At 42.2% G+C, this 20,531-nt stretch carries 18 protein-coding genes; 16 read left to right on the top strand and 2 right to left on the bottom strand.

Features of this window, described 5'->3' with window-relative positions; genetic code table 11:
- Positions 1-17: 17 nt before the first annotated feature.
- Both RZO55_RS03950 and RZO55_RS03955 read right to left on the bottom strand, forming a co-directional pair.
- Positions 18-1,247, bottom strand: coding sequence for an ROK family transcriptional regulator (locus RZO55_RS03950; RefSeq protein ID WP_318062988.1), 1,230 nt, complete (start codon positions 1,245-1,247; stop codon positions 18-20).
- Positions 1,248-1,288: 41 nt separating this feature from the next.
- Positions 1,289-2,038 (bottom strand): hypothetical protein, encoded by a 750-nt coding sequence (locus RZO55_RS03955; protein ID WP_318062989.1) that lies wholly within the window; start codon positions 2,036-2,038, stop codon positions 1,289-1,291.
- Between the two features lie 177 nt (positions 2,039-2,215).
- Here RZO55_RS03955 and RZO55_RS03960 point away from each other — a divergent pair, with 177 nt between their 5' ends.
- The 16 genes from RZO55_RS03960 (at position 2,216) to gtfA (ending at position 20,473) form a co-directional block, all read left to right on the top strand.
- Positions 2,216-3,706: a sulfatase-like hydrolase/transferase gene (locus RZO55_RS03960; RefSeq protein WP_318062990.1), complete on the top strand. Its 1,491-nt coding sequence runs from the start codon at positions 2,216-2,218 to the stop codon at positions 3,704-3,706.
- A 22-nt stretch (positions 3,707-3,728) separates the two neighbouring features.
- On the top strand, positions 3,729-3,965 hold the full coding sequence (locus RZO55_RS03965) for a polya polymerase (RefSeq protein WP_318062991.1): 237 nt from the start codon (positions 3,729-3,731) through the stop codon (positions 3,963-3,965).
- A gap of 65 nt (positions 3,966-4,030) precedes the next feature.
- A complete protein-coding gene (locus RZO55_RS03970) occupies positions 4,031-5,179 on the top strand; it encodes a class II fructose-bisphosphate aldolase (protein WP_318062992.1) in 1,149 nt (382 codons plus the stop codon).
- A 15-nt stretch (positions 5,180-5,194) separates the two neighbouring features.
- On the top strand, positions 5,195-6,028 hold the full coding sequence (locus RZO55_RS03975; RefSeq protein WP_318062993.1) for a triose-phosphate isomerase family protein: 834 nt from the start codon (positions 5,195-5,197) through the stop codon (positions 6,026-6,028).
- Positions 6,029-6,060: 32 nt separating this feature from the next.
- Positions 6,061-7,533, top strand: a complete 1,473-nt coding sequence (locus RZO55_RS03980; RefSeq protein ID WP_318062994.1) for a lactate racemase domain-containing protein — start codon at positions 6,061-6,063, stop codon at positions 7,531-7,533.
- Between the two features lie 34 nt (positions 7,534-7,567).
- Positions 7,568-8,686 carry a PfkB family carbohydrate kinase gene (locus tag RZO55_RS03985; protein ID WP_318062995.1) on the top strand — a complete coding sequence of 373 codons (1,119 nt, stop codon included), beginning with the start codon at positions 7,568-7,570 and terminating at the stop codon, positions 8,684-8,686.
- Positions 8,687-8,716: 30 nt separating this feature from the next.
- Positions 8,717-9,523, top strand: a complete 807-nt coding sequence (gene larC / locus RZO55_RS03990) for a nickel pincer cofactor biosynthesis protein LarC (RefSeq protein ID WP_318062996.1) — start codon at positions 8,717-8,719, stop codon at positions 9,521-9,523.
- Between the two features lie 147 nt (positions 9,524-9,670).
- Positions 9,671-10,780, top strand: a complete 1,110-nt coding sequence (locus tag RZO55_RS03995; RefSeq protein WP_318062997.1) for an anaerobic sulfatase maturase — start codon at positions 9,671-9,673, stop codon at positions 10,778-10,780.
- A 101-nt stretch (positions 10,781-10,881) separates the two neighbouring features.
- Positions 10,882-11,094 carry a hypothetical protein gene (locus tag RZO55_RS04000; RefSeq protein WP_318062998.1) on the top strand — a complete coding sequence of 71 codons (213 nt, stop codon included), beginning with the start codon at positions 10,882-10,884 and terminating at the stop codon, positions 11,092-11,094.
- A 141-nt stretch (positions 11,095-11,235) separates the two neighbouring features.
- On the top strand, positions 11,236-12,771 hold the full coding sequence (locus tag RZO55_RS04005; RefSeq protein WP_318062999.1) for a DUF5605 domain-containing protein: 1,536 nt from the start codon (positions 11,236-11,238) through the stop codon (positions 12,769-12,771).
- Positions 12,772-12,892: 121 nt separating this feature from the next.
- On the top strand, positions 12,893-13,870 hold the full coding sequence (locus tag RZO55_RS04010) for a LacI family DNA-binding transcriptional regulator (protein ID WP_318063000.1): 978 nt from the start codon (positions 12,893-12,895) through the stop codon (positions 13,868-13,870).
- A 310-nt stretch (positions 13,871-14,180) separates the two neighbouring features.
- Positions 14,181-15,542 carry an ABC transporter substrate-binding protein gene (locus RZO55_RS04015; RefSeq protein WP_318063001.1) on the top strand — a complete coding sequence of 454 codons (1,362 nt, stop codon included), beginning with the start codon at positions 14,181-14,183 and terminating at the stop codon, positions 15,540-15,542.
- A 22-nt stretch (positions 15,543-15,564) separates the two neighbouring features.
- Positions 15,565-16,446: a carbohydrate ABC transporter permease gene (locus RZO55_RS04020; RefSeq protein ID WP_318063002.1), complete on the top strand. Its 882-nt coding sequence runs from the start codon at positions 15,565-15,567 to the stop codon at positions 16,444-16,446.
- The gene (locus RZO55_RS04025) at positions 16,446-17,312 is read left to right on the top strand and encodes a carbohydrate ABC transporter permease (protein WP_318063003.1); all 867 of its coding nucleotides are present in this window, start codon (positions 16,446-16,448) and stop codon (positions 17,310-17,312) included. The genes RZO55_RS04020 and RZO55_RS04025 overlap by 1 nt, the downstream gene beginning before the upstream one ends.
- A gap of 11 nt (positions 17,313-17,323) precedes the next feature.
- Positions 17,324-19,039 carry a glycoside hydrolase family 32 protein gene (locus RZO55_RS04030; protein WP_318063004.1) on the top strand — a complete coding sequence of 572 codons (1,716 nt, stop codon included), beginning with the start codon at positions 17,324-17,326 and terminating at the stop codon, positions 19,037-19,039.
- A gap of 15 nt (positions 19,040-19,054) precedes the next feature.
- Positions 19,055-20,473, top strand: coding sequence for a sucrose phosphorylase (gene gtfA, locus RZO55_RS04035; RefSeq protein ID WP_318063005.1), 1,419 nt, complete (start codon positions 19,055-19,057; stop codon positions 20,471-20,473).
- Positions 20,474-20,531: the final 58 nt, after the last annotated feature.

Raw genomic sequence — 20,531 nt, forward strand, 5'->3', positions numbered from 1 at the left:
ATTATCCGTCTTAAACTTTATTCAATGAAAGTTTTTAAATCATTTTGTACTGCAGCAGCTGCTGCGCCAATGGCACCGCTGTATATATCTGGCTCAACAAATATAAATTTTGTATCGATATCTGTGGCGGTATATAAATTCCGCATAATGACATCCATAAGCTGATCTTTGTTTTTCTGATTCTGAAAGATATTGCTGTCAATCAAAATGCATTTTGGTCTGACGAAATTATCTATATTGGCGATTCCAATACCCATGTGATAAACTGCATCTTCCAGAATTGCATTCACACTCTGGTCTCCTTCAGACTGTGCTTTTATTATTTCATGTATAGTTGGGGATTCGGCATTGCCGCATATATGTCGAAGGGTATCTGCCTTACCGTTATTCAGTTCACTGATACAATTGGAAATGATTGCACGTTCACTTGAAAATGCTTCAAGGCAGCCATGGTTTCCGCATCTGCAGAGAGGACCATGAGAGTCAACGACCATGTGTCCCGCCTCGCCCTGACCGATGATTGATTCGCGAAAACGATCATGTGTATACATCAAAGGACAGGCAATTCCAGTTGAAACCATAAAGTATGCGAAGGAATGATAGTGATCCATTCGCTCATGATCAAATAAATAAGAACCATAGGCTCTCGCGCAGGCATTATTTTCAATTGAAACAGGGCCATCATAGTTAAGCAGCCTGGATAAATCACCTCTTATATCTTTATTTTTCCATTCATAACCTGGAAGAACAATCAGTTTCCCCTTGTTGCGGTCAACAAGTCCTGGTATGCACAATCCAATACCGGCTATTTTGGATTTTGGTATTTTACTGGTTCGCAGCAGCTTTTTAACCAGTTCAGAAGTTTCTATCATGATTTCATCATAATCACTGTATGCAGTATCATCTGCAATAGCTTTTATTAAGTTCCCCCGATAGTTCGTGATACAGGCGCGGCGCAGTGTACCTCGTGTTTCGATTCCAACAAAATATCCACCTTCGTCTGAAATATCAATTAAAGATGCCTTTCGTCCAAGGGTCTTACCAGAGACCTTAGTATTTTCCACTTCTTTTATAAGTCCTTTGGAAAGCAGAAAATTGACGGTGGTGGTGATTGTCGGAAGAGTAAGCGACAGCTTTTCTGATATTTCAATTCTGGAAATCGGGCCATCGTGGTAAATCATCTGGCGAATCGCGGACTGATTGGTGACCTTAACTCTTGAGAGATTATTTCCATTGGCAATTTGCATGTTGTTTGGTTCCTTTCTGTATATGTATCATATATTTTTTATCATTTTAAATGAGGGTAACGGGGAATGATATGTTCCTGTGTTGCAAGGTCAACCTGCTTTAAGTCGTCAATTACCTGCTGTGGGTGAAAAAAGTGTATAAATTCATCAATCATTTTCTCACCCTTAAGAGCGAGTTCGTCACGTTCGGCGATGGAGCGGCAGCTTTCTCCGCCTCCATGGTCTGAAAACTCTTCATAGAAGAATCCTGCATTACCTGGTGATGTTGCCAGGGAGTTCAGCCTTTGAACTGCAGATTTCAGAGGAGTTTTGGAAGTGGTTGAAAACGGTTCTTCCTTTTGTATGGCCTCCGGGTCAACGGTAAGGTAATCCAGCTGGTTCATCTGCTTATAAGCACCGTAAATAAGCTCTTTGAAAGGTATACCTGTTACCTGCCAGCCATTATTTTTTGCAATTTCTATTGCATTAAACAGACTGATATGAACAAATGGAACTTTTTTATCATGAAATGCATCCATAATAAAACTGTTGATAGTTAAATAGGCAGGACCATGGCCTGAGAGGTAAATTTGCTTACGAAAGCCCTGTTTTAACAGGCTGTCAGACAGCTGCCGCAGATAAGATGCACCCTCCGCAATGCTTAAGTAAACTGTACCGCGACCGGTTCGTGTAGCACCTGGATAAAAGAATGGAAGACCGGTTAATGACAGGATGAAAATTACATCTCTGCCGCGGTCTAAGTACGCCTCAACATCAGCATTTTTCATTTTATTTAAAATATGTGTTTTCATATTTCCTCCCGGGCATATTGTAATAATTAAATGATTTAATAGTCATAATAGCAGAATAATTAAGAAAATGCAAGTTTTAGAAAATATTTATTGCAGGTAGATATTGAAATTATTACGTACTGATGATATAATAAATTAAATTAATTAAAAAATAGAACAGAAGGGATAAAAGAAGTTATGAAGGACGTTTTACTCTACATGTCTGATCAGCATTCCTACAATCTGCAGGGGTATGCCGGAAACAAAATAGTAAGAACTCCCAATTTAGATTTCATTGCCAGGGAAGGTACTGCGCTCACCAATGCATATACGGCATGTCCGCTGTGTGTACCGGCCCGTGCCTCCATGATTTCAGGGCAGCTTCCCAGCAATAACGGTGTTTTATTTAATTTTAACTCGATTAATTCTGACAGCGCTACCTTTCTTCACAGTCTGACTGTATCCGGCTATGAAACGGTTCTTTGCGGCCGTATGCATTTTGTCGGACCAGATCAGCGTCATGGCTATGCAAAACGTATTGCAAAGGAGCGTACTCCTGTATATCACAACGGTCTCCAGAACGTGAAAGGTGAGATGGAAAGAAAATCCAAAGTAAAAGGATTTGATGAAAACAGCTCGCTTTATTATATCGGAGGCGGGGATTCTCCGGTTCTGGCTTACGACCGCTATGTTGTAGACAAAGCGCTGGATTATTTGAGCCAGGAGCATGAAAGACCGCAATTTATCACGGTAGGAACTTATGGACCGCATTTCCCATATGTAGCCCCTGAGGAACTTTATGAGTATTATTATGACAAAGTCAGCCTGGAGGATGTTAAAGAAACCTTCCAGGGGCACCCTGCTCTTGACGGTAAATTTATAGAGGCAGACCCGGAAGTGGCCAGAGCAGCCCGTGCAGCCTATTATGGTCTGGTTGAACAGCAGGACCGGCATATTGGAGCAGTATATCAGGCATTTCAGGAATACTTAAAACGCACCGGCCATGAGGGCGTATTTATCTATATATCAGATCATGGTGACATGAACGGCACACATGGCTATTATGGCAAGCAGGTATTTTATGAACCGTCAGCCCACATTCCGTTCTTAATTCAGGGAGATGGAATTCCAGCCGGATGTACGATTGACAGTCCCACAAGCCTTTTAGATATCGGACCTGCCATCTGCGGTCTGACCGGTGCGGAGATTTTAGAAGGCGACGGGAAAGATATTTCTCTCCAGATTATGGAAAACAGCCAGGATGAAGACAGAATGGTGGTCAGTGAGATGTATACCTATCTGAGTAACGGAGAGACATCACTTGGAAGGCTTGTCCGCTTTAAGCAGTGGAAGTATTTTACTTATTCCGGATTCCCAGAGGATGATGTGCTCTACGATCTGGAGACAGATTTAAACGAAGAACATAATGTAATCGCCCTGCATCCTGAGATTGCAGAAAAGCTCAGGCAAAAAGCTGATTCCTATAAGAGCTATGACGAGGTAATGGAACACGAGAACTGGGTAATGAGTCAGCTTCGAATCCTGATGAAATGCGATTATGATAATCCGGATGAAAGATGGATTCCCTCTGGTCTTAAGGAACTCGATAATCCGGTTAAAAGCAAAAAGCCATTTGAGCCGACACCCTGGGCAATACAGATGAGAAAACGGCTGAATGAAATGAAATAATATAAAAAGGGAGGAAATTACAGTGAGAGTAAAACAGATTAAAGATATTGATGCTTTTTTTAAGGCACTGACAACGTGTCAGGGCAGAGTGGAACTGATTACAGATGATAAGGATGTACTTAATTTAGCATCGAAGCTGACGCAGTTTATAGGTCTTACCAGAGTATTCAGCAATCCTGAAATAGAATCCTATGAAATCGTCTGCTATAACGGAGAAGACTATCAGAGAATTAAAGAATACCTGGTTCCGGCAGAATAGCCATAAGAATACAGGCTGGAAAAGGTTTACGTTTAACTAATGAATTGTTGAAAGGGGAAAAAACTATGCCAATCATACCATTAAGACCTCTCTTGGAGGCAACCGAAAAATATCAGTTTGCTCAGGGCGCATTCAATGTAAATGCAGTATCCCAGATAAAAGCAGCAATTGAGGTCCATGAGATGTTAAGAAGTCCGGTCATATTACAGGGGGCAGATTTAGCCAACGGTTTTATGGGAGGAAGAACTGATTTTTTAAACTCAACGATTGAGGATAAACGCATAGGTGCAAAAAATATCGGTGCAGCCGTCCATAAATACGGTGCTTATTCTCCCGTTCCGATTGTACTGCATTTAGACCACGGGAAAGATTTTGATTCAGTAAAAGCGGCGATTGACGGCGGATATACATCGGTTATGATTGATGGTTCGTCCCTCCCATTTGATGAAAATGTGGAACTGACCCGGGAGGTTGTAAAATATGCTCATGTCCGGGGGGTATCGGTAGAGGGTGAGCTGGGGGTTCTGGCCGGAGTGGAAGATCATGTATTTTCTGATGCATCTACTTACACCAATCCTATGAAGGCAATTGAATTTTTCAAAAAAACAGAGGTTGACTGTCTGGCCATTTCCTACGGAACCATGCATGGAGCTGTAAAAGGAAAGAATGTAAAGCTTCGGAAAGAAATCGTAATTGCAATCAAAGAATGCTTAAGGCACGAAAAGATATTTGGAGTATTAGTATCCCACGGTTCCTCAACTGTTCCTAAATATATCGTTGATGAAATCAATGCTCTTGGCGGCGAGATCACCAATGCAGACGGCATCTCAGTAAACGAAATAAAACAGGCGATTGCATGCGGAATCGGCAAAATTAATGTAGATACAGATTTACGTCTGGCAGTAACAAGAAATTTACGTGAATATTTCTATCATAATCCGGATAAGAAAAACAGCCCCTCAGTTGGGGAAATATATGATTTGCTGGAGGAAAAGAAATCAGCATTTGATCCCAGAGTTTTCCTGACCCCGATCATGGATACTGTGATGAAGGGAATTGAGAATGATGACGACATACGAAAACTGGGAGAGTGCATTGAACAGGGCGTAAAGGAAGTTGTGGGGACTCTGATCGTTGAATTTGGTTCTGTAGGCAAAGCATCTGTCGTTGAACAGCTGACAACGGATGATATGATCAGAAAATATAGAAAGTAATGAGAAAGGATTACCATGAAGCATATCTTTTTAAATTTAAAACGATTTGATATTCCCAGGGAATACAGCGGAGTAAACAGTATTGCCAGACCATGTGAATGGGGTTCATACATAGTTAGTAAAGTGCAGGAAGAATTAAAACAGTATCACAAAGATGATGTGGAATTTGTGATGTATATGCCGGAAGCGCATATTATCAATGCAGTAAAGGAACGGAAAGAAGATTCCAATCTTAAAATCGGCTGTCAGAGCGTGTATCGTGAAGATACTGCACCAGGAGTAAACTTTGGTGCATTCACCACTCAGAGAACCGGTAATTCCATGAAGGCAATTGGATGTGACAGCACAATCATCGGCCATTGTGAAGAGCGAAAGGACAAAGCAGGTATTTTGTCTGAAGTTGGAGTGGAAGACTCTGATGCAGTAAACCGGATACTGAACAGGGAGATTAAGGCAGCAATCCAGGCAGGACTGGACGTACTTTACTGCATCGGTGAAACAGCAGACCAGCAGGAAAACTGGAAGGAAGTTCTGAAAAAACAGCTGACAATCGGATTAGACGGAGTGGATATCAGTAAAGTATCAGTCGCCTATGAGCCTGTATGGGCCATCGGGCCAGGAAAAACACCTCCTGACAGAGAATATATCAGAAAAATAGCCTGCTTTATCAAAGAGGTAAAAAACGGGATTGCAGTAACCTACGGCGGAGGACTCAAAACGGATAATGCCGCCATGCTGGCTTCCATACCTGAAGTCGACGGAGGGCTTATCGCGCTTACAAGATTTTCAGGAGAGATCGGTTATTACCCGGATGAATATCTTGAGATTATACGTACATATTTAGGATAGATGAAAAGTCGTTATGAAAGTGAGGAACCGAAATGAAGTTACAGTTTGAATATGGACATGGTTTTGTAAATGCTGAATTGCCGGACAGTACAGATGTATTTATACCAGGAGAAACAGTGGCAGATCCGCCTTATATACCGGAGGATCAGCTGGAGGCAAAGACTCTCAAATCCCTTCGCAACCCCATTGGTATGGAGCCGTTAACAGAACTGGCTAAAAAGGGATCAAAGGTAACAATTATTTTTCCTGACAGGGTAAAAGGCGGGGAACAGGCAACAGCTCACCGTAAGGTTTCGATTAAACTAATTCTTCAGGAATTGTACAGCACAGGAGTGGAAAAGAAAGACATTCTCTTAATCTGCTCCAATGGTCTGCATAGAAAAAATACCAAGGAAGAGATCTATAATATCCTTGGAAAGGAATTATTCCATGAATTCTGGTTCACCCATCAGATTATCAATCACGACAGTGAAGATTATGATCACCTGGTTGATTTAGGCGTTACAGACCGGGGAGATCCGGTCATCATGAATAAATACGTGTATGACAGTGATGTGGCGATCCTGATCGGTCATACCCAGGGCAATCCTTACGGCGGTTATTCCGGCGGCTATAAGCATTGTTCTACCGGTATCACACATTGGAAATCCATTGGTTCCCATCATGTTCCGGAGGTTATGCACCGGGATGATTTCGTTCCTGTCAGCGGGAAATCATTAATGAGATCCAAGTTTGATGAGATCGGCGAGCATATGGAGAAATGCATGGGCAAGAAGTTCTTTTGCTGTGATGCAGTACTTGATACTTACTCAAGGCAGATTGAAATCAACAGCGGTTATGCAAAAGAGATGCAGCCGGTTTCCTGGAAAACAGCGGATAAAAGAACTTACGTTCCGTTTGCTGAGAAGAAATATGACGTAATGATTTTTGGTATGCCCCAGTTCTTCCATTATGGAGAGGGAATGGGAACGAATCCGATTATGCTGATGCAGGCTCTTTCTGCGCAGGTGATCCGTCATAAAAGAGTCATGAGCGACAAGTGTGTCATTATCTGTGCATCAACCTGCAATGGCTATTTTCATGATGAGTTATGGCCCTATACCAGAGAGATGTATGAGATGTTCCAGACAGATCATATGAATACACTTCCGGATATGAACCGTCTGGGCGAATATTTTGCGACAAATGAGGAGTACATCAGAAAATACCGTTATACCAACGCATTTCATCCCTTCCATGGCTTTTCCATGATTTCCTGCGGACATCTGGCAGAGAAGAATACCTCTGCGATTTACATTGTGGGTGCAGAACAGCCAGGTTATGCAAGAGGAATGGGATTAAAAACAAGGGCAACGATTGAGGAAGCACTTGCTGATGCAAAACTCAAATATGTGGGTGAAAATCCAAATATTCTGGCTCTTCCGAAAACATTTAAAACATCAGCCGTTCATCTTATGATGAAGGATGAAGTATATACCGGAGACAACATGTATCATCATCACTAACAGATTAAAACTTGGAATAAGGATTGGTGGATCAATGCAGCGTAGTAAATGGGTTACGATGGAAGAAGGGATTTTAGAAACGTATATACGCAATCTCAGCGGGGAAATTGTTCTTGGAATAGATGGTTTTATTGATCAGGTATGGCAGGTAGTTGAAACAAGAACACTGGATAACAACTACATTCTGATCGATAAGATGCAGGAGTTTGGTAATATGATTGTCAACCGCAGAGAAGGCGGTATGGCAAATGAGCTGATTAAAAAGAGGCGAAGCTATGGCGGTTTTACTGCCAATACCGGAAAAGCTCTGGGAAATATGGGTTTGTCAACAACTCTGATTGGAATGTATGGAAAAGAAGAAATTGATAAGATATTTCATGATCTGGAAAAGAAGTGTAAATTAATATCCATTGGAGATCCTGTAGTCAGTACAATTCTGGAATTCACTGACGGAAAAATCATGATGCCTAATTTAGATGAACTGCTGAATTTTACATGGGATGATTTCCTCGGCATAATCGGACATGATCAATTACAAAAGATATTATTAAACGCTGATATTGTATCATTGGGATACTGGTCTAACATGCCTGATTTTGACACGTTTATGACAAAACTCAGTGATAATTATTTCCATACAGACCAGCCAAAACGGTTGTTCTTTGATTTTGCAAATATAAAGAAACGAAGTGTGGAAGCAATTAATGACACCTTCCGGGTTTTAGAGAGGGTGAATGATAAAATTCCAGTAAGTCTCAGCTTAAATGAGCATGAAGCGGTTATATTATTCTCTTATTATGACCGGAAATTCTCTGATGACTGTCAAGAGGTGGCGAGGGACACGGAATATATCAGAAATATAACGGGGCTTGATGAGCTGATTATACACACGCCCCAATATGCGGTACTGTCTTCCAAAACTGAGGGTATGGAGTTATTAGAGCAGGATTACTGCGCAGCACCTGTGATAACAACGGGGGCAGGTGATACATTTAATGGCGGATATATTGCCGCCTGCCTGGGGAATTTAAGAGCTGTGGAACGTCTTGCCATAGCAAATGCAGCTACCAGATTTTACATAAGCAACAGTCATACGCCAGACAGGCAGGAACTGATTTCAGAGATAAAACGAATAAAAGAAGTGTTAAGCTGAGCTTTTTAAACAAAAAGGAAGGGTACGGGGATGGACAAAATACTATATTTGGATTGCAGTTCTGGAATCAGCGGGGATATGTTTGTTGCGTCCCTGCTTGATCTGGGAGCTGACAGAGAAGTTATGCAAAAAGCCTTAGACAGCCTCCTTGTTCAGGGATTTGAAATAAAAATAAGCAGGGTGGAAAAATCAGGACATAATGCGTGTGATTTTTGTGTGGTTTTGGATGAGAAACATGAGAACCATGATCATGACATGCAGTATCTTCATGGTTCTGCAGAAGATAATTTCCATAACAAAACAGCTCATCATGATCACGAGTGCAGGGGAATTGTTGAGATTAAGGAGATTATAGGAAAAGCCAACATGACGCCGGGAGCGAAAGCACTGGCTGAAAAGATATTTTCTATTCTGGCAGAAGCGGAAGCAAAGGCTCATGAAGTACCCGTAGAAAAGGTACACTTTCATGAGGTGGGAGCTGTTGATTCCATAGCAGATATTGTAGCGGCGGCAGTTTGTTTTGAAAATCTGGGTATCAGCAGAACCATTATTCCTCAGATTTGCGATGGAACAGGTACAATCCGCTGCCGCCATGGACTGCTGCCTGTCCCTGTGCCTGCAGTGAAAAATATTGATCTGGTTCATAAGCTGAATCTCTATATTACAGATGTGGAAGGGGAACTGGTTACTCCCACAGGTGCCGCGATTGCCGCTGCAATCCGTACGGATGAACAGATGCCCGATCAATTTTGTATAAGCAGGACCGGTTTGGGAGCGGGAAAGAGAAATTATAAATGTCCTGGCATTCTCAGAGCTAGCGAAATCAATATAAAATAAATAATCAATTTCAAGTGGAGAATCCTCTGTTGACAATACTGTTGGTACACCTCTGGAACTCTTTATATTAATCTGATGGTGAAATTATGATGATTTGCTGTTATAATATGTATCAGTTATCTTAAATAGCAAGGAGGAAACGGTTGTATGCCGCCAGTGAATTTACTGATAAAACCAGCTTCCGGACTGTGCAATATGGAATGTGACTATTGCTTTTATTGTGATGAGACAGAAAAGAGAAAGCAGGCTTCTTATGGATTTATGTCAAAAGAGACCTTAAGCAATGTAATACGCAAGGCACTTTCTTATGGAGAACAGAGTGTAGGGATTGCATTTCAGGGAGGAGAACCCACTCTTTGCGGAATTGATTTTTTTGAAGAGGCAGTCCGGTGTGTGAAGCAATATAATGTGAATGATTTAAAAATTGAATATGCTCTTCAGACCAATGGATACGCAATTACGGAAGAATGGTGCGAATTTTTTAAAAAAAATCATTTTCTTGTAGGTTTATCCGTTGATGGAATGGAAGACACTCATGATAAGTACAGGCACAGCAAAAACGGGGAAGGAACGTACCAGAAGGTTCTTCATGCTGCCAGTCTTATGAAAAAAAATGGTGTGCAATTTAATATACTTACAGTGGTGAATAAGGAAACTGCAGAAAATATCGTACCTATTTATAAGGAATATAAGAGAAACGGCTGGGGATTTTTACAGTTTATTGCCTGTCTGGACCCTCTCGGGGAAACTCGTGGGCAAAAAGAATATTCCCTTACTCCAAAGGCGTACGGAGAGTTCTTAATCAAACTCTTTCATCTATGGTATAAAGATTGGAAACGGGGAAAACAACCCTATATCAGGCAGTTCGAAAACTATATCGGTATTATGCTCAAACATGAACCGGAATCCTGTGAACAGAGAGGCGTATGCGGAATCCAGTACGTGGTGGAGGCGGACGGAGGAGTCTATCCCTGCGATTTTTATGTTCTGGACGAATTTAAACTGGGGAATCTAAACCAGGATACAATGGCTAAAATCCAGGAAAAAAGAACAGAGACCGGCTTTGTTGAACGGTCCCGGAATCATTCTAAAGAATGCAGACAGTGCCGTTGGTTTTTTCTCTGCCGTGGCGGATGCTACCGGTGCAGAGAAGGCGTGGTGGATAATTATTTCTGCGAAAGCTATCAGATGTTATTTGATAGCTGTTTTGAACAGATGCAGGAAATAAGCAGGTTTCTGCTTACAACCAGATGTTAGCAGATTCCAAAATTTAAAATTTAAGAATATCTGCAGTTTTGATTTTGTCTGCATATTTTCCCGGTGATTACAGAAACTAATATCACACAGGAGGTAAGATTATGGCAAAAGCAGGAATGAGAAGACCGAGTCCTTATGATCCCAAAAACCACGGAACAGAAAACCACGAAAAAATGCATCGTCCAAAGAATGAACAGGCCAGGGTTCCTGAGATTCAGGGAGCTGCAAAAAACAGCAGTGAAAAAGCAGGTCCCATCAATGCTCCAAACTGGGCGAGAGACGATTACAAAACAGGAAATAATCGTGAGGACTGATATGAATGAGACAAAACGAGGCATTTGAAATGCCTCGTTTTTGGTATGAAAAACTAGTTCATATATTGCTAAACGTTATATAATAGTATAATGTAATAAAAGGGAAACGTTAGTGAAATCTTAACGAATTAGGAGACTGTCATGGCAGAATTTATTCAGAAAATTGAAAAATGGGATACCTGGGAAATAACCTGTCCCGGTCATACGGATAAAAATCCGTTTGTGGATTATAAGATTTACGGAACATTCACCGGTGCTCATGAATGCATAACAGTGGATGGCTTTTACGATGGAGACGGAACGTATGTGGTTCGGTTCATGCCATCTTTTGAGGGAACATATGGATTTTTGATCAGCGGAAGTTTTTCTGAGAAGACCTGGGAAGGAACATTTGAAGTGCTTCCGGCTTCCGGCGATAATCATGGACCCGTCCGTGTAGCCAATACATATCATTTTGTTTATGAAGACGGAACGCCTTATTATTCTATTGGTACGACCTGCTATGTTTGGGAGCTGCAATCAAAAGAATTACTGAAACAGACGCTTGAGACTTTAAAGAACAGCGCATTTAATAAAATTCGTTTTTGTATTTTCCCAAAACATTATGATTACAATTTAAATGAACCGATCTCTTATCCATACATGGGAACCCCCTGTGACAGCACAAAATTAACCAGTGATAATTTTAACCAGTTTAATGGAAGAGCAGAGGGAAACCAGTGGGATTATTTCCGCTTTAATCCAGAACATTTCCGGCATATTGAAGAATGTATCAGACAGTTGAGAGAATTGTCCATTGAAGCAGATTTGATCGTACTGCATCCCTATGACAGGTGGGGATTCAGTCTTATGAGTAAGGAACAGGACGAACTGTACTGGAACTATGTGATTTCCAGATTTGCCGCATACAGGAATGTCTGGTGGTCACTTGCCAATGAATATGATCTGATGCCTCAGAAGTCGTTAGAGGACTGGGAGAATTTTGCGCGAATCATCTGCAGACAAGATAAGTACAACCATTTGAGATCCATTCATAATTGCGGGCCTTTTTATGATTATTCCAGGCCATGGGTTACCCACTGCAGCATTCAGAGGCAGGATGTCTATAAGACGGCTGAGTACGTGGATGAATGGAGAGCACGGTATAAAAAGCCGGTAGTACTGGATGAAATATCCTATGAAGGCAACATCCAGCATGGCTGGGGAAATATAAGCGGTAAGGAACTGGTGCGCAGATTCTGGGAAGCCAGCTTAAGAGGGGGATATGCAGGTCATGGAGAGACATATATGAATCCGGACGGGATACTATGGTGGTCCCACGGCGGTGTCTTACATGGAGAAAGCCCTGACAGGCTGAAATTTCTGTATGGGATATTAAAAGAGACACCGGGCTGCGGTCTCATGCCATTAAAACAGGCCTGGGACGAGGTATGTGCAACCACAGAAGGCATCAGCTTTGAGATAGGAAAAATTAAAAGCTATTATCTGTATTATTATGGATATAACAGGCCTTCCTTCCGGGAGTTTTACTTTGATGACACTACTGAATTTGATGTGGAAGTCATTGATACATGGGAGATGGAGATTCAGGACAGGGGAATATTTAAGGGAATATTCAAAGTGGAACTGCCGGGGAAGGAATATATGGCGATCCGTGTCAGGAAGCATCAGGCATAGAGAATGCAGGGAAAGAAATATGGTCTGGTGGGGGTTTATACTGGACCATAACCGGGCAATATGGTATACTGAACCCAAAATTTGATTTTAATATTAAAGGACAGCAGGAGGAGATTGACCAATGGCAACTCTTAAAGATGTGGCCGAACGGGCAGGAGTTACGGTCACCACTGTCTCGAGAGTCATTAACAACCGGGGCTATATCAGTGAACAGACGAGAAAAAAGGTTTACGAGGTCATGAAGGAGCTGAATTATCAGCCCAATGAACTGGCACGGTCCCTCTCCATGCAGAGAACCAATACCATCGGGATCATTGTTCCTCACATTGTGCATCCGTACTTCGCCAAGCTTATCAGCAACTTAGAAAATGCAGCTGCCAATAAAGGCTATAAGATATTGCTATGCAATTCAAAAGAAAAGAATGAAAAAGAACTGGAATATATCCAGATGTTTAAGAGCAACCGGGTATCCGGAATAGTGCTTTGCAGCCGAAACGTTGATATAGAAGAGATGAAGAATTTAGAAATCCCTGTCATTACCATAGAGCGTAACTTAGAAGCCGGAACAGTGGGGATCCAGTGCGATAATTACCAGGGAGGCTGTCTGGCGACGGAGCATTTAATTTCCTGCGGTTGTAAGAATCTGCTTCACTTAAGCGGTATCAAGAATGAAAACATGCCTGCAGATGCGAGAGCGGAAGGATTTATAGCCGTTTGTGAGAAATATGGTGTTCGCCACCGGGAAGTAATGGCCACCAGCACGATTTACAATACTCTGGATTATCATGAGCATATCAGAAAGGCTATTGAGGCTGAGCCTGGCGTTGACGGCATATTTGCAAGCAGTGATTTAATTGCAGCCCAGGCCATTCAGATTTGTACTGACATGAATATTTCCATACCTGGACAGATCCGTCTGGTTGGGTTTGATGATGTGGATATTGCCAGGCTGACAACTCCCACCATTACCACTATCAGACAGCCCGTCAGGGAGATGGCTGAATGGGCCATTGAATTTATACAGAGAAGTCTGGATCACGAGGCAGTTCCGGAACAGTTCAAACTGCCGGTCACTCTTGTGAAAAGGAATTCGTCATAAATAGGAAGGACACTGGATCGTGAATTACCAGTGTCCTTTTTTTGCGTAAATGGAGGGGACATTATAAGCGATTGATCTATAAAAAATTGCTTTAAATTTGATCATATAAAGATATAACGCAATAATAATGCTAAATAATTAGTAAAAATGCATAAAAAATATCAAAAAAAATTTGTATATAACACGAAAAATATGTCAAGCGGTTGACATGAAGCGCAGAGAGGAATATACTCAGAGTACAGCATACGCAAAGACGTTTTCATGAGTCGGTATATTTTGCGTAAAATCAGAATATCAGGGAGGTATTGGAATGAAACGAAATCAGGTTCTTTCATTGGGTTTGGCAGCTGTTATGGTGCTCTCTGCAGCTGGATGCAGTGGCGGGAGCAAAACACTTGAGGGGGACAATGGCAGTGCAGAACAACAAAGCGCACAAGGCAGCAAGACAGAAGAGTCCAAAAGCGAAGGGGCATCGGCAGGCGGAGTCACCATCACCATCTTGAATACCAAGGCGGGTATGGAGAAATTTTTTGAACCGGCATTCGAGGATTATAAGGAAAAGACCGGAGTTACAGTGGAGATGTCTTCTATTTCAGAAGGAGATTCCCCTTATGAGGCGATCCAGAAAAGGTATGCGGCCGGAGATGCTCCAACACTTGCCATTATGGACTGCAACGATATTGTTGCTCTTGCAGAACAAAAAGCACTCCCGTTAGACGGGGAAAAATGGGTGGCTGACGGCGGAGATAAATACGGCGTAAAAGTAGGCGGAAAGCTGTATGGATTCCCATTCAGCCTGGAAGGAAGAGGACTTTTGTTTAACAGAACTGCCATCGAAAAGACACTGGGCAGGAAGTTTGATGAGAAATCCATTCAGACTCTTGATGATTTTAAGGCAATCTGTGATGAGCTGGTCGCCGCAGGTATGGAAAAACCGGTCTGCATATCCAAAGAGGACTGGTCACTGGGAGCCCACTACCTGGGACTTATGTATGAAGAGCAGGACGGGACAGCCAAAGGGGCAGAAGATTTCATCAGTTCCTTGGAGGACGGATCCGGAAAGCTGATTGACAATGCCAGATTTAATAGTCTGTTTGATACCTTTGATGTACTGATGAAATATAACATCAACGGCAAAGATCCTCTGGCAGCAGATTATGACACAGATAATGCCTATTTTGCAGAAGGAGACGTGGCATTCTGGTTTAACGGCAACTGGGTATGGGAAGTTGTATCCGGTTTTGCTGATTCCAGTTCCGAGTTTGGCATGCTTCCGGTCGTTCAGAACACAAAGGATGATAAATTCAACACCCTGGTGAATGCAGTTGGTTCCAAACAGATCATGATCGATAAAAACGCATCTCAGGAACAGATCCAGGCTGCTAAGGATTTTTTAAACTGGCTGGTATATGATAAAACAGCACAGGATATTGTGGCTAACCAGATTCTTGCAGTACCGTGTTTTAGTACCTTCAATGCTTCTCCTGAAAATAAGCTGGGGCAGGCATTAAAGGCATATGCAGATGCAGGACTGACATTTGACCAGTATAACGGTCTGCCGGGAGATCACTGGTCTGTATGCGGAGGCTTTGTACAGAAATATCTGGGAGGAAAAACAGACAGGGCCGGTCTTGCAGCCGATCTGGAAGGCTATTGGAAGTCTAAGAAATAAGACACAGGGAAGGAATGCTTTTATGGAAAGAAATTCGATGTCCAATAAAATAAAAACTTATATGATGTTTGCTGGTCCGGCAATGTTTTTCTTCTTTGCAGTCGTTATCATTCCATTTATATATGGTGTTTATTTAACCTTTACCAACTGGGATGGAATTTCAGAGAAAAAGGAACTAATCGGAATCACCAATTACATAGCAGTATTTCAGGACAGGGGGTTCTGGTCTTCACTGCTGCTGACTTTGTCTTACGTGGCGATCAGTACCATCATGGTACAGGTGATTGCATTTCTGCTGGCATATTTACTGACCAGCGGGCTGAAAGGGCAGAACTTTTTCCGGGCAGGATTTTTCACACCAAACTTAATCGGCGGAATTGTTTTGGGATTTATCTGGAAGTTTGTGTTTTCCAAAGCATTTACAGCCTTTGGAGAGATGATTTCGTTACCGCTGTTTGAAAGTTCCTGGTTATCCGATCCAATAAAAGCGTTCTTTGCCTTAATTCTGGTCACCGTGTGGCAGTATTCCGGTTACATGATGCTGATTTACGTAGCAGGTTTTGTGGGAGTGCCCAAAGACTTAATGGAGGCTGCCAGCATTGACGGGTGTACCGATACACAACGGACGAGGCATATTGTGATACCACTGATGGCACAGTCATTTTCCATCTGTACATTCTTAACACTGACCAGATGCTTTATGGTTTATGATTTAAACGTATCCTTAACAGGAGGGGAACCATACGGAAGTACCATTATGGCAGCCCTTCATGTATACCAGAAGGCGTTTAAATCCAAACAGTACGGGTTAGGTCAGGCGGAGGCGCTGGTGCTTTTTGCGGTAGTAGCAGTGGTGGCTGTCACCCAGTATTATTTAAGCAGAAAGAAGGAGGTGGAAGCATAATGGCGAAAGGAAAAACTGTGGTTGGCGGAAAAAAAACAGTTATTATGAACCTTATGAAACTGGTTTTATTAACGGCGGTGCTGGTTTTATATATGATTCCATTTTTCTTAATTCTGGTGAATTCGTTTAAAAGAAAAATTACAATTATAAAGAATCCCCTTATGCTGGTAGAACCAAAAGGTTTTTCCTTTGATAACTACAGTTCGGCGTTCAAGGAGATGAATTATTTAAGAGCGTTTGGTAATTCAATGCTGGTCACGGTTGTCAGTGTGGTTTTTATTGTTCTGTTTGCTTCCATGGCAGCCTACTTCTTTGCTAGAACCAGGAACTTCGCAGCTAAATTCAGTTTTTCACTGATTGTAGCAGCTATGGTTATTCCGTTTCAGACCATTATGATTCCCCTGATATCCATCTATGGAAATATGTTTGGGATACTGAATATGAGGTCAACTCTGATTTTTATGAATATCGGATTTGGTATGGGACTGGCAATTTTTATCTACTTTGGATTTATCCGCTCCGGAGTTCCCCTTTCCCTGGAGGAAGCGGCAATTATCGATGGGTGTTCCCCGTACCAGGTGTTTTTTAAGATCGTATTTCCTCTGCTAAAGCCCACTACAGCAACTTTAATTGTGCTTGATGTCTTGTGGCTGTGGAATGATTATCTGCTTCCCAGCCTGATTCTTGGAAAGAAGAGATTATATACGCTGCCCTTATCAACGTATACCTTTTATGGTACTTATTCCAGTGATCTGGGTAAAATCATGGCAGGTCTGGTGCTGACCATTCTGCCGGTCATTGTGATTTATTTAATTCTGCAAAAGCAGATCATCAGCGGTGTTGTGGCTGGAGCAGTAAAGGCATAGGAGACAGCCCTGTGATTCCATATCGGGTGGCACAGGGCTTTTTTTTACAGAAAAATGGTAAAAGAGAGGGCTGCAGGTTGAAAAAGACAATCAGTATTACCGGGAGATATTTATGGATTCCCATCACTCCGGGAGCAAAAGATTCCATAGTATCTTTCTATTTTAAGGGTAAAAAGATACAGGAAATGTGCATTGAAACTGGGGAAGAGGAGCCGCGTTTTTACGCATGGTTAGATGCAGCAGCTTATCAGGGCTTAGCTGTGACTTTAGAAGGTGATTACGCAGAACCATGGTTTGATTATGTTATGGTACGGGATGAAAAACCTTGTAACCCGGGGAAAAGCAGACCTCTTATTCATTATACCCCGGAGTTTGGGTGGCTGAATGATCCCAATGGACTGATTTACCACAATGGGGTCTATCACATTTATCATCAGCATAATCCATATGGAGTGAGATGGGAGAACATGCATTGGGCACATACCAGTACTCCTGATTTCCTGTCTTATACGCAGACTGAGGATGTTTTGTTTCCGGAAGAGGAAGGACCGGTTTTTTCCGGAACAGCTATCATGGATCAGAACAATTGTCTGGGGTTTGGGGATGATGCCATTGCTTATTTTTATACTTCTGCCGGCGGGCGCAGCCACTGGTCTGAGGATCACCTGTTCACCCAGAAGATGGCAGTGAGCACGGATCATGGAAAGACTCTTAAAAGGAGGGACAAATCTGTTCTGCCTCATATAAAAGAAGAAAACAGAGATCCTAAGGTTTTTTATCACAAAGACAGCAGATTCTATATCATGGTACTTTATATTTCTGATAATACTTTTTATTTCTTCCGTTCCAAAGACTTGTATGAGTGGGAGAAAATACAGGAAATTACAGTACCTGGAATGTGGGAATGTCCGGATTTCTTTCCGCTTGTCTGTGAGGAGGATGGAGTGAAAAAATGGGTTCTATGGTCTGCAGACGGGTATTATTGCCTCGGTGAATTTGACGGGCAGTGTTTTCAGGCTCAGAAGAATAAAGAAGGAAAAGGTTTTGCCAGATATCAGCTTTATGACATAATGAAAGACGGCAGAAATAAGGTTGACCGGAATTTTGTAAGACCATACGCGGCGCAGACATTTCAGGGGACAGGAGACCGCATTTTGCAGCTTAACTGGATTACCAGCATAAAGAAAGACAGTAATTATGCCGGGATACTATCACTGCCTGCAGAACTTGGACTTACTGCATCTTCTAAGGGGTACCGGATCTGTATCAATCCTGCAAAAGAATTAGAGAAACTCAGAAGAGAAACGTTTGAAACAGTTCTTGAAACCGGAGAAGACCAGGCATCTGATCCGTGTACCGTCAGCCTCTATTCCGGTGAGGGGCAGGCGCTTGAGGTGGAACTGGTATTCAGAGACGCCAGAGAGCCAGGAGATACAGGAGAGTCGTATATTAAACTGTCTGTATTTGAGACTTTGTTTTTCATTGATCTTTGTAGCCGTGTAATAACAGTAGGACCCCATAGGATCTGTCTGCCGGAAGAAAAAGAATATCATTTAAGGCTTTATGCGGATACGGATGTGTTTGAATTGTTTGTTTGCAATGGTCTGACATACGCTGTTACAGATAATGACAGCGATGGCGTCTCGGGCTCTGCTGAAGTTGAGTTTTCGGGTATCATGGGTAGTATTCAGCTGCATGTGTTAAGAGGAATCAGGATAATTGAATAGATAGGAGTTGGGAGAATGGAACTGAATAATAAAATTATGTTAATTACATATGCGGACAGTCTGGGTAAGAATTTAAAGGAACTGGATACAGTGCTGCACACATATCTGAAAAGTGAAGTGGGCGGTGTGCACATTCTTCCTTTTTTTCCTTCTTCTGCAGACAGAGGCTTTGCTCCTCTTTGCTATGATCAGGTAGATGCAGAATTCGGAACATTTGAAGATATAAAAAAGATCAGCAGGGACTATTACCTGATGTTTGACTTCATGGTCAATCATATTTCCAGAAGCTCTGTTTATTTTAAGGATTTTGAGGAAAAAAAGGAGCTTTCCCCTTACAAGGACATGTTTATACGATATAAAGATTTCTGGGATCAGGGAGAACCGATCGAAGAAGAGGTGGATTTAATCTATAAACGAAAGCCCCGGGCCCCCTATACTGAGGTCCAGTTTAAAAATGGGGAAGTGGAGAAGGTATGGTGCACCTTTTGTGAGGAACAGATTGACCTTAATGTAAGGACTGAGACGACAAAGGAATTCATCCGGAAATCTTTAACCGGCATGTGTGAGAATGGGGCTTCCATCATTCGTCTGGATGCATTTGCCTATGCTGTGAAAAAGAAAAATACCAACTGTTTTTTTGTGGAACCTGATATCTGGGAGCTGCTCCGTGATATTCAGGATGTTTTGCCTTTAAAGGGAGTGGATATTCTGCCTGAAATACATGAGCATTATACCATTCAGATGAAAATTGCAAAACAGGGATTCTGGATCTATGACTTTGCGCTTCCGGTGCTTGTTTTAAATGCGCTTTATACGGGAAATGGGACGTATTTGAAAAGGTGGCTTGAGATGTCTCCGAAAAAGCAGTTTACCACGCTGGATACCCATGACGGAATCGGAATTGTGGATGCAAGAGACTTAATGCCTGATGAGGCGATTGAGGAAACGAAAGAAAAGATGTTTACCAAGGGAGCCAACGTGAAAAAGATATACAACACAGCGGCATACAATAATCTGGATATATATCAGGTAAACACGACCTATTATTCTGCGCTGGGTGACAGGGATGACGCCTATCTCCTGGCAAGAGCCATTCAGTTTTTTGCTCCTGGAATACCACAGGTGTATTATGTGGGGCTGCTTGCCGGATCTAACGATATTGAGCTGATGGAGAAGACAAAAAACGGCAGGGACATTAACCGCCACTGCTACAGCCTGGAAGAAATCGCCGGGGAGACGAACCGGCCGGTTGTCAAACGGCTTTTTGAGTTAATGCGTTTCAGAAACACTCACCCGGCGTTTGCAGTAGAGGGGAATATGGAAGTGAAGCTTAAAAAGAAGCACCAGCTGACCATAATCCGTACATGGGGTACCTTTTATGCTGCGCTTACGGCCGATTTTAAAAGTTATGAATTCGACATTAGCCATAATTAGGGCAGCAGCAGGTTCTGGCGTTGACAAATACCCTCTGCTTCAGTAAGATAAATGAAGA

Origin of the sequence: Clostridium boliviensis (genome assembly GCF_033342255.1) — a bacterium.
GTDB lineage: Bacteria > Bacillota > Clostridia > Lachnospirales > Lachnospiraceae > Lacrimispora > Lacrimispora boliviensis.

Excerpts from the sequence above, each read along its gene's own strand:
- RZO55_RS03950 (WP_318062988.1), bottom strand. The coding sequence starts at position 1,247 with ATGCAAATTGCCAATGGAAATAATCTCTCAAGAGTTAAGGTCACCAAT.
- RZO55_RS03955 (WP_318062989.1), bottom strand. The coding sequence starts at position 2,038 with ATGAAAACACATATTTTAAATAAAATGAAAAATGCTGATGTTGAGGCG.
- RZO55_RS03960 (WP_318062990.1), top strand. The coding sequence starts at position 2,216 with ATGAAGGACGTTTTACTCTACATGTCTGATCAGCATTCCTACAATCTG.
- RZO55_RS03970 (WP_318062992.1), top strand. The coding sequence starts at position 4,031 with ATGCCAATCATACCATTAAGACCTCTCTTGGAGGCAACCGAAAAATAT.
- RZO55_RS03975 (WP_318062993.1), top strand. The coding sequence starts at position 5,195 with ATGAAGCATATCTTTTTAAATTTAAAACGATTTGATATTCCCAGGGAA.
- RZO55_RS03980 (WP_318062994.1), top strand. The coding sequence starts at position 6,061 with ATGAAGTTACAGTTTGAATATGGACATGGTTTTGTAAATGCTGAATTG.
- RZO55_RS03985 (WP_318062995.1), top strand. The coding sequence starts at position 7,568 with ATGCAGCGTAGTAAATGGGTTACGATGGAAGAAGGGATTTTAGAAACG.
- larC (WP_318062996.1), top strand. The coding sequence starts at position 8,717 with ATGGACAAAATACTATATTTGGATTGCAGTTCTGGAATCAGCGGGGAT.
- RZO55_RS03995 (WP_318062997.1), top strand. The coding sequence starts at position 9,671 with ATGCCGCCAGTGAATTTACTGATAAAACCAGCTTCCGGACTGTGCAAT.
- RZO55_RS04000 (WP_318062998.1), top strand. The coding sequence starts at position 10,882 with ATGGCAAAAGCAGGAATGAGAAGACCGAGTCCTTATGATCCCAAAAAC.
- RZO55_RS04005 (WP_318062999.1), top strand. The coding sequence starts at position 11,236 with ATGGCAGAATTTATTCAGAAAATTGAAAAATGGGATACCTGGGAAATA.
- RZO55_RS04010 (WP_318063000.1), top strand. The coding sequence starts at position 12,893 with ATGGCAACTCTTAAAGATGTGGCCGAACGGGCAGGAGTTACGGTCACC.
- RZO55_RS04015 (WP_318063001.1), top strand. The coding sequence starts at position 14,181 with ATGAAACGAAATCAGGTTCTTTCATTGGGTTTGGCAGCTGTTATGGTG.
- RZO55_RS04020 (WP_318063002.1), top strand. The coding sequence starts at position 15,565 with ATGGAAAGAAATTCGATGTCCAATAAAATAAAAACTTATATGATGTTT.
- RZO55_RS04025 (WP_318063003.1), top strand. The coding sequence starts at position 16,446 with ATGGCGAAAGGAAAAACTGTGGTTGGCGGAAAAAAAACAGTTATTATG.
- gtfA (WP_318063005.1), top strand. The coding sequence starts at position 19,055 with ATGGAACTGAATAATAAAATTATGTTAATTACATATGCGGACAGTCTG.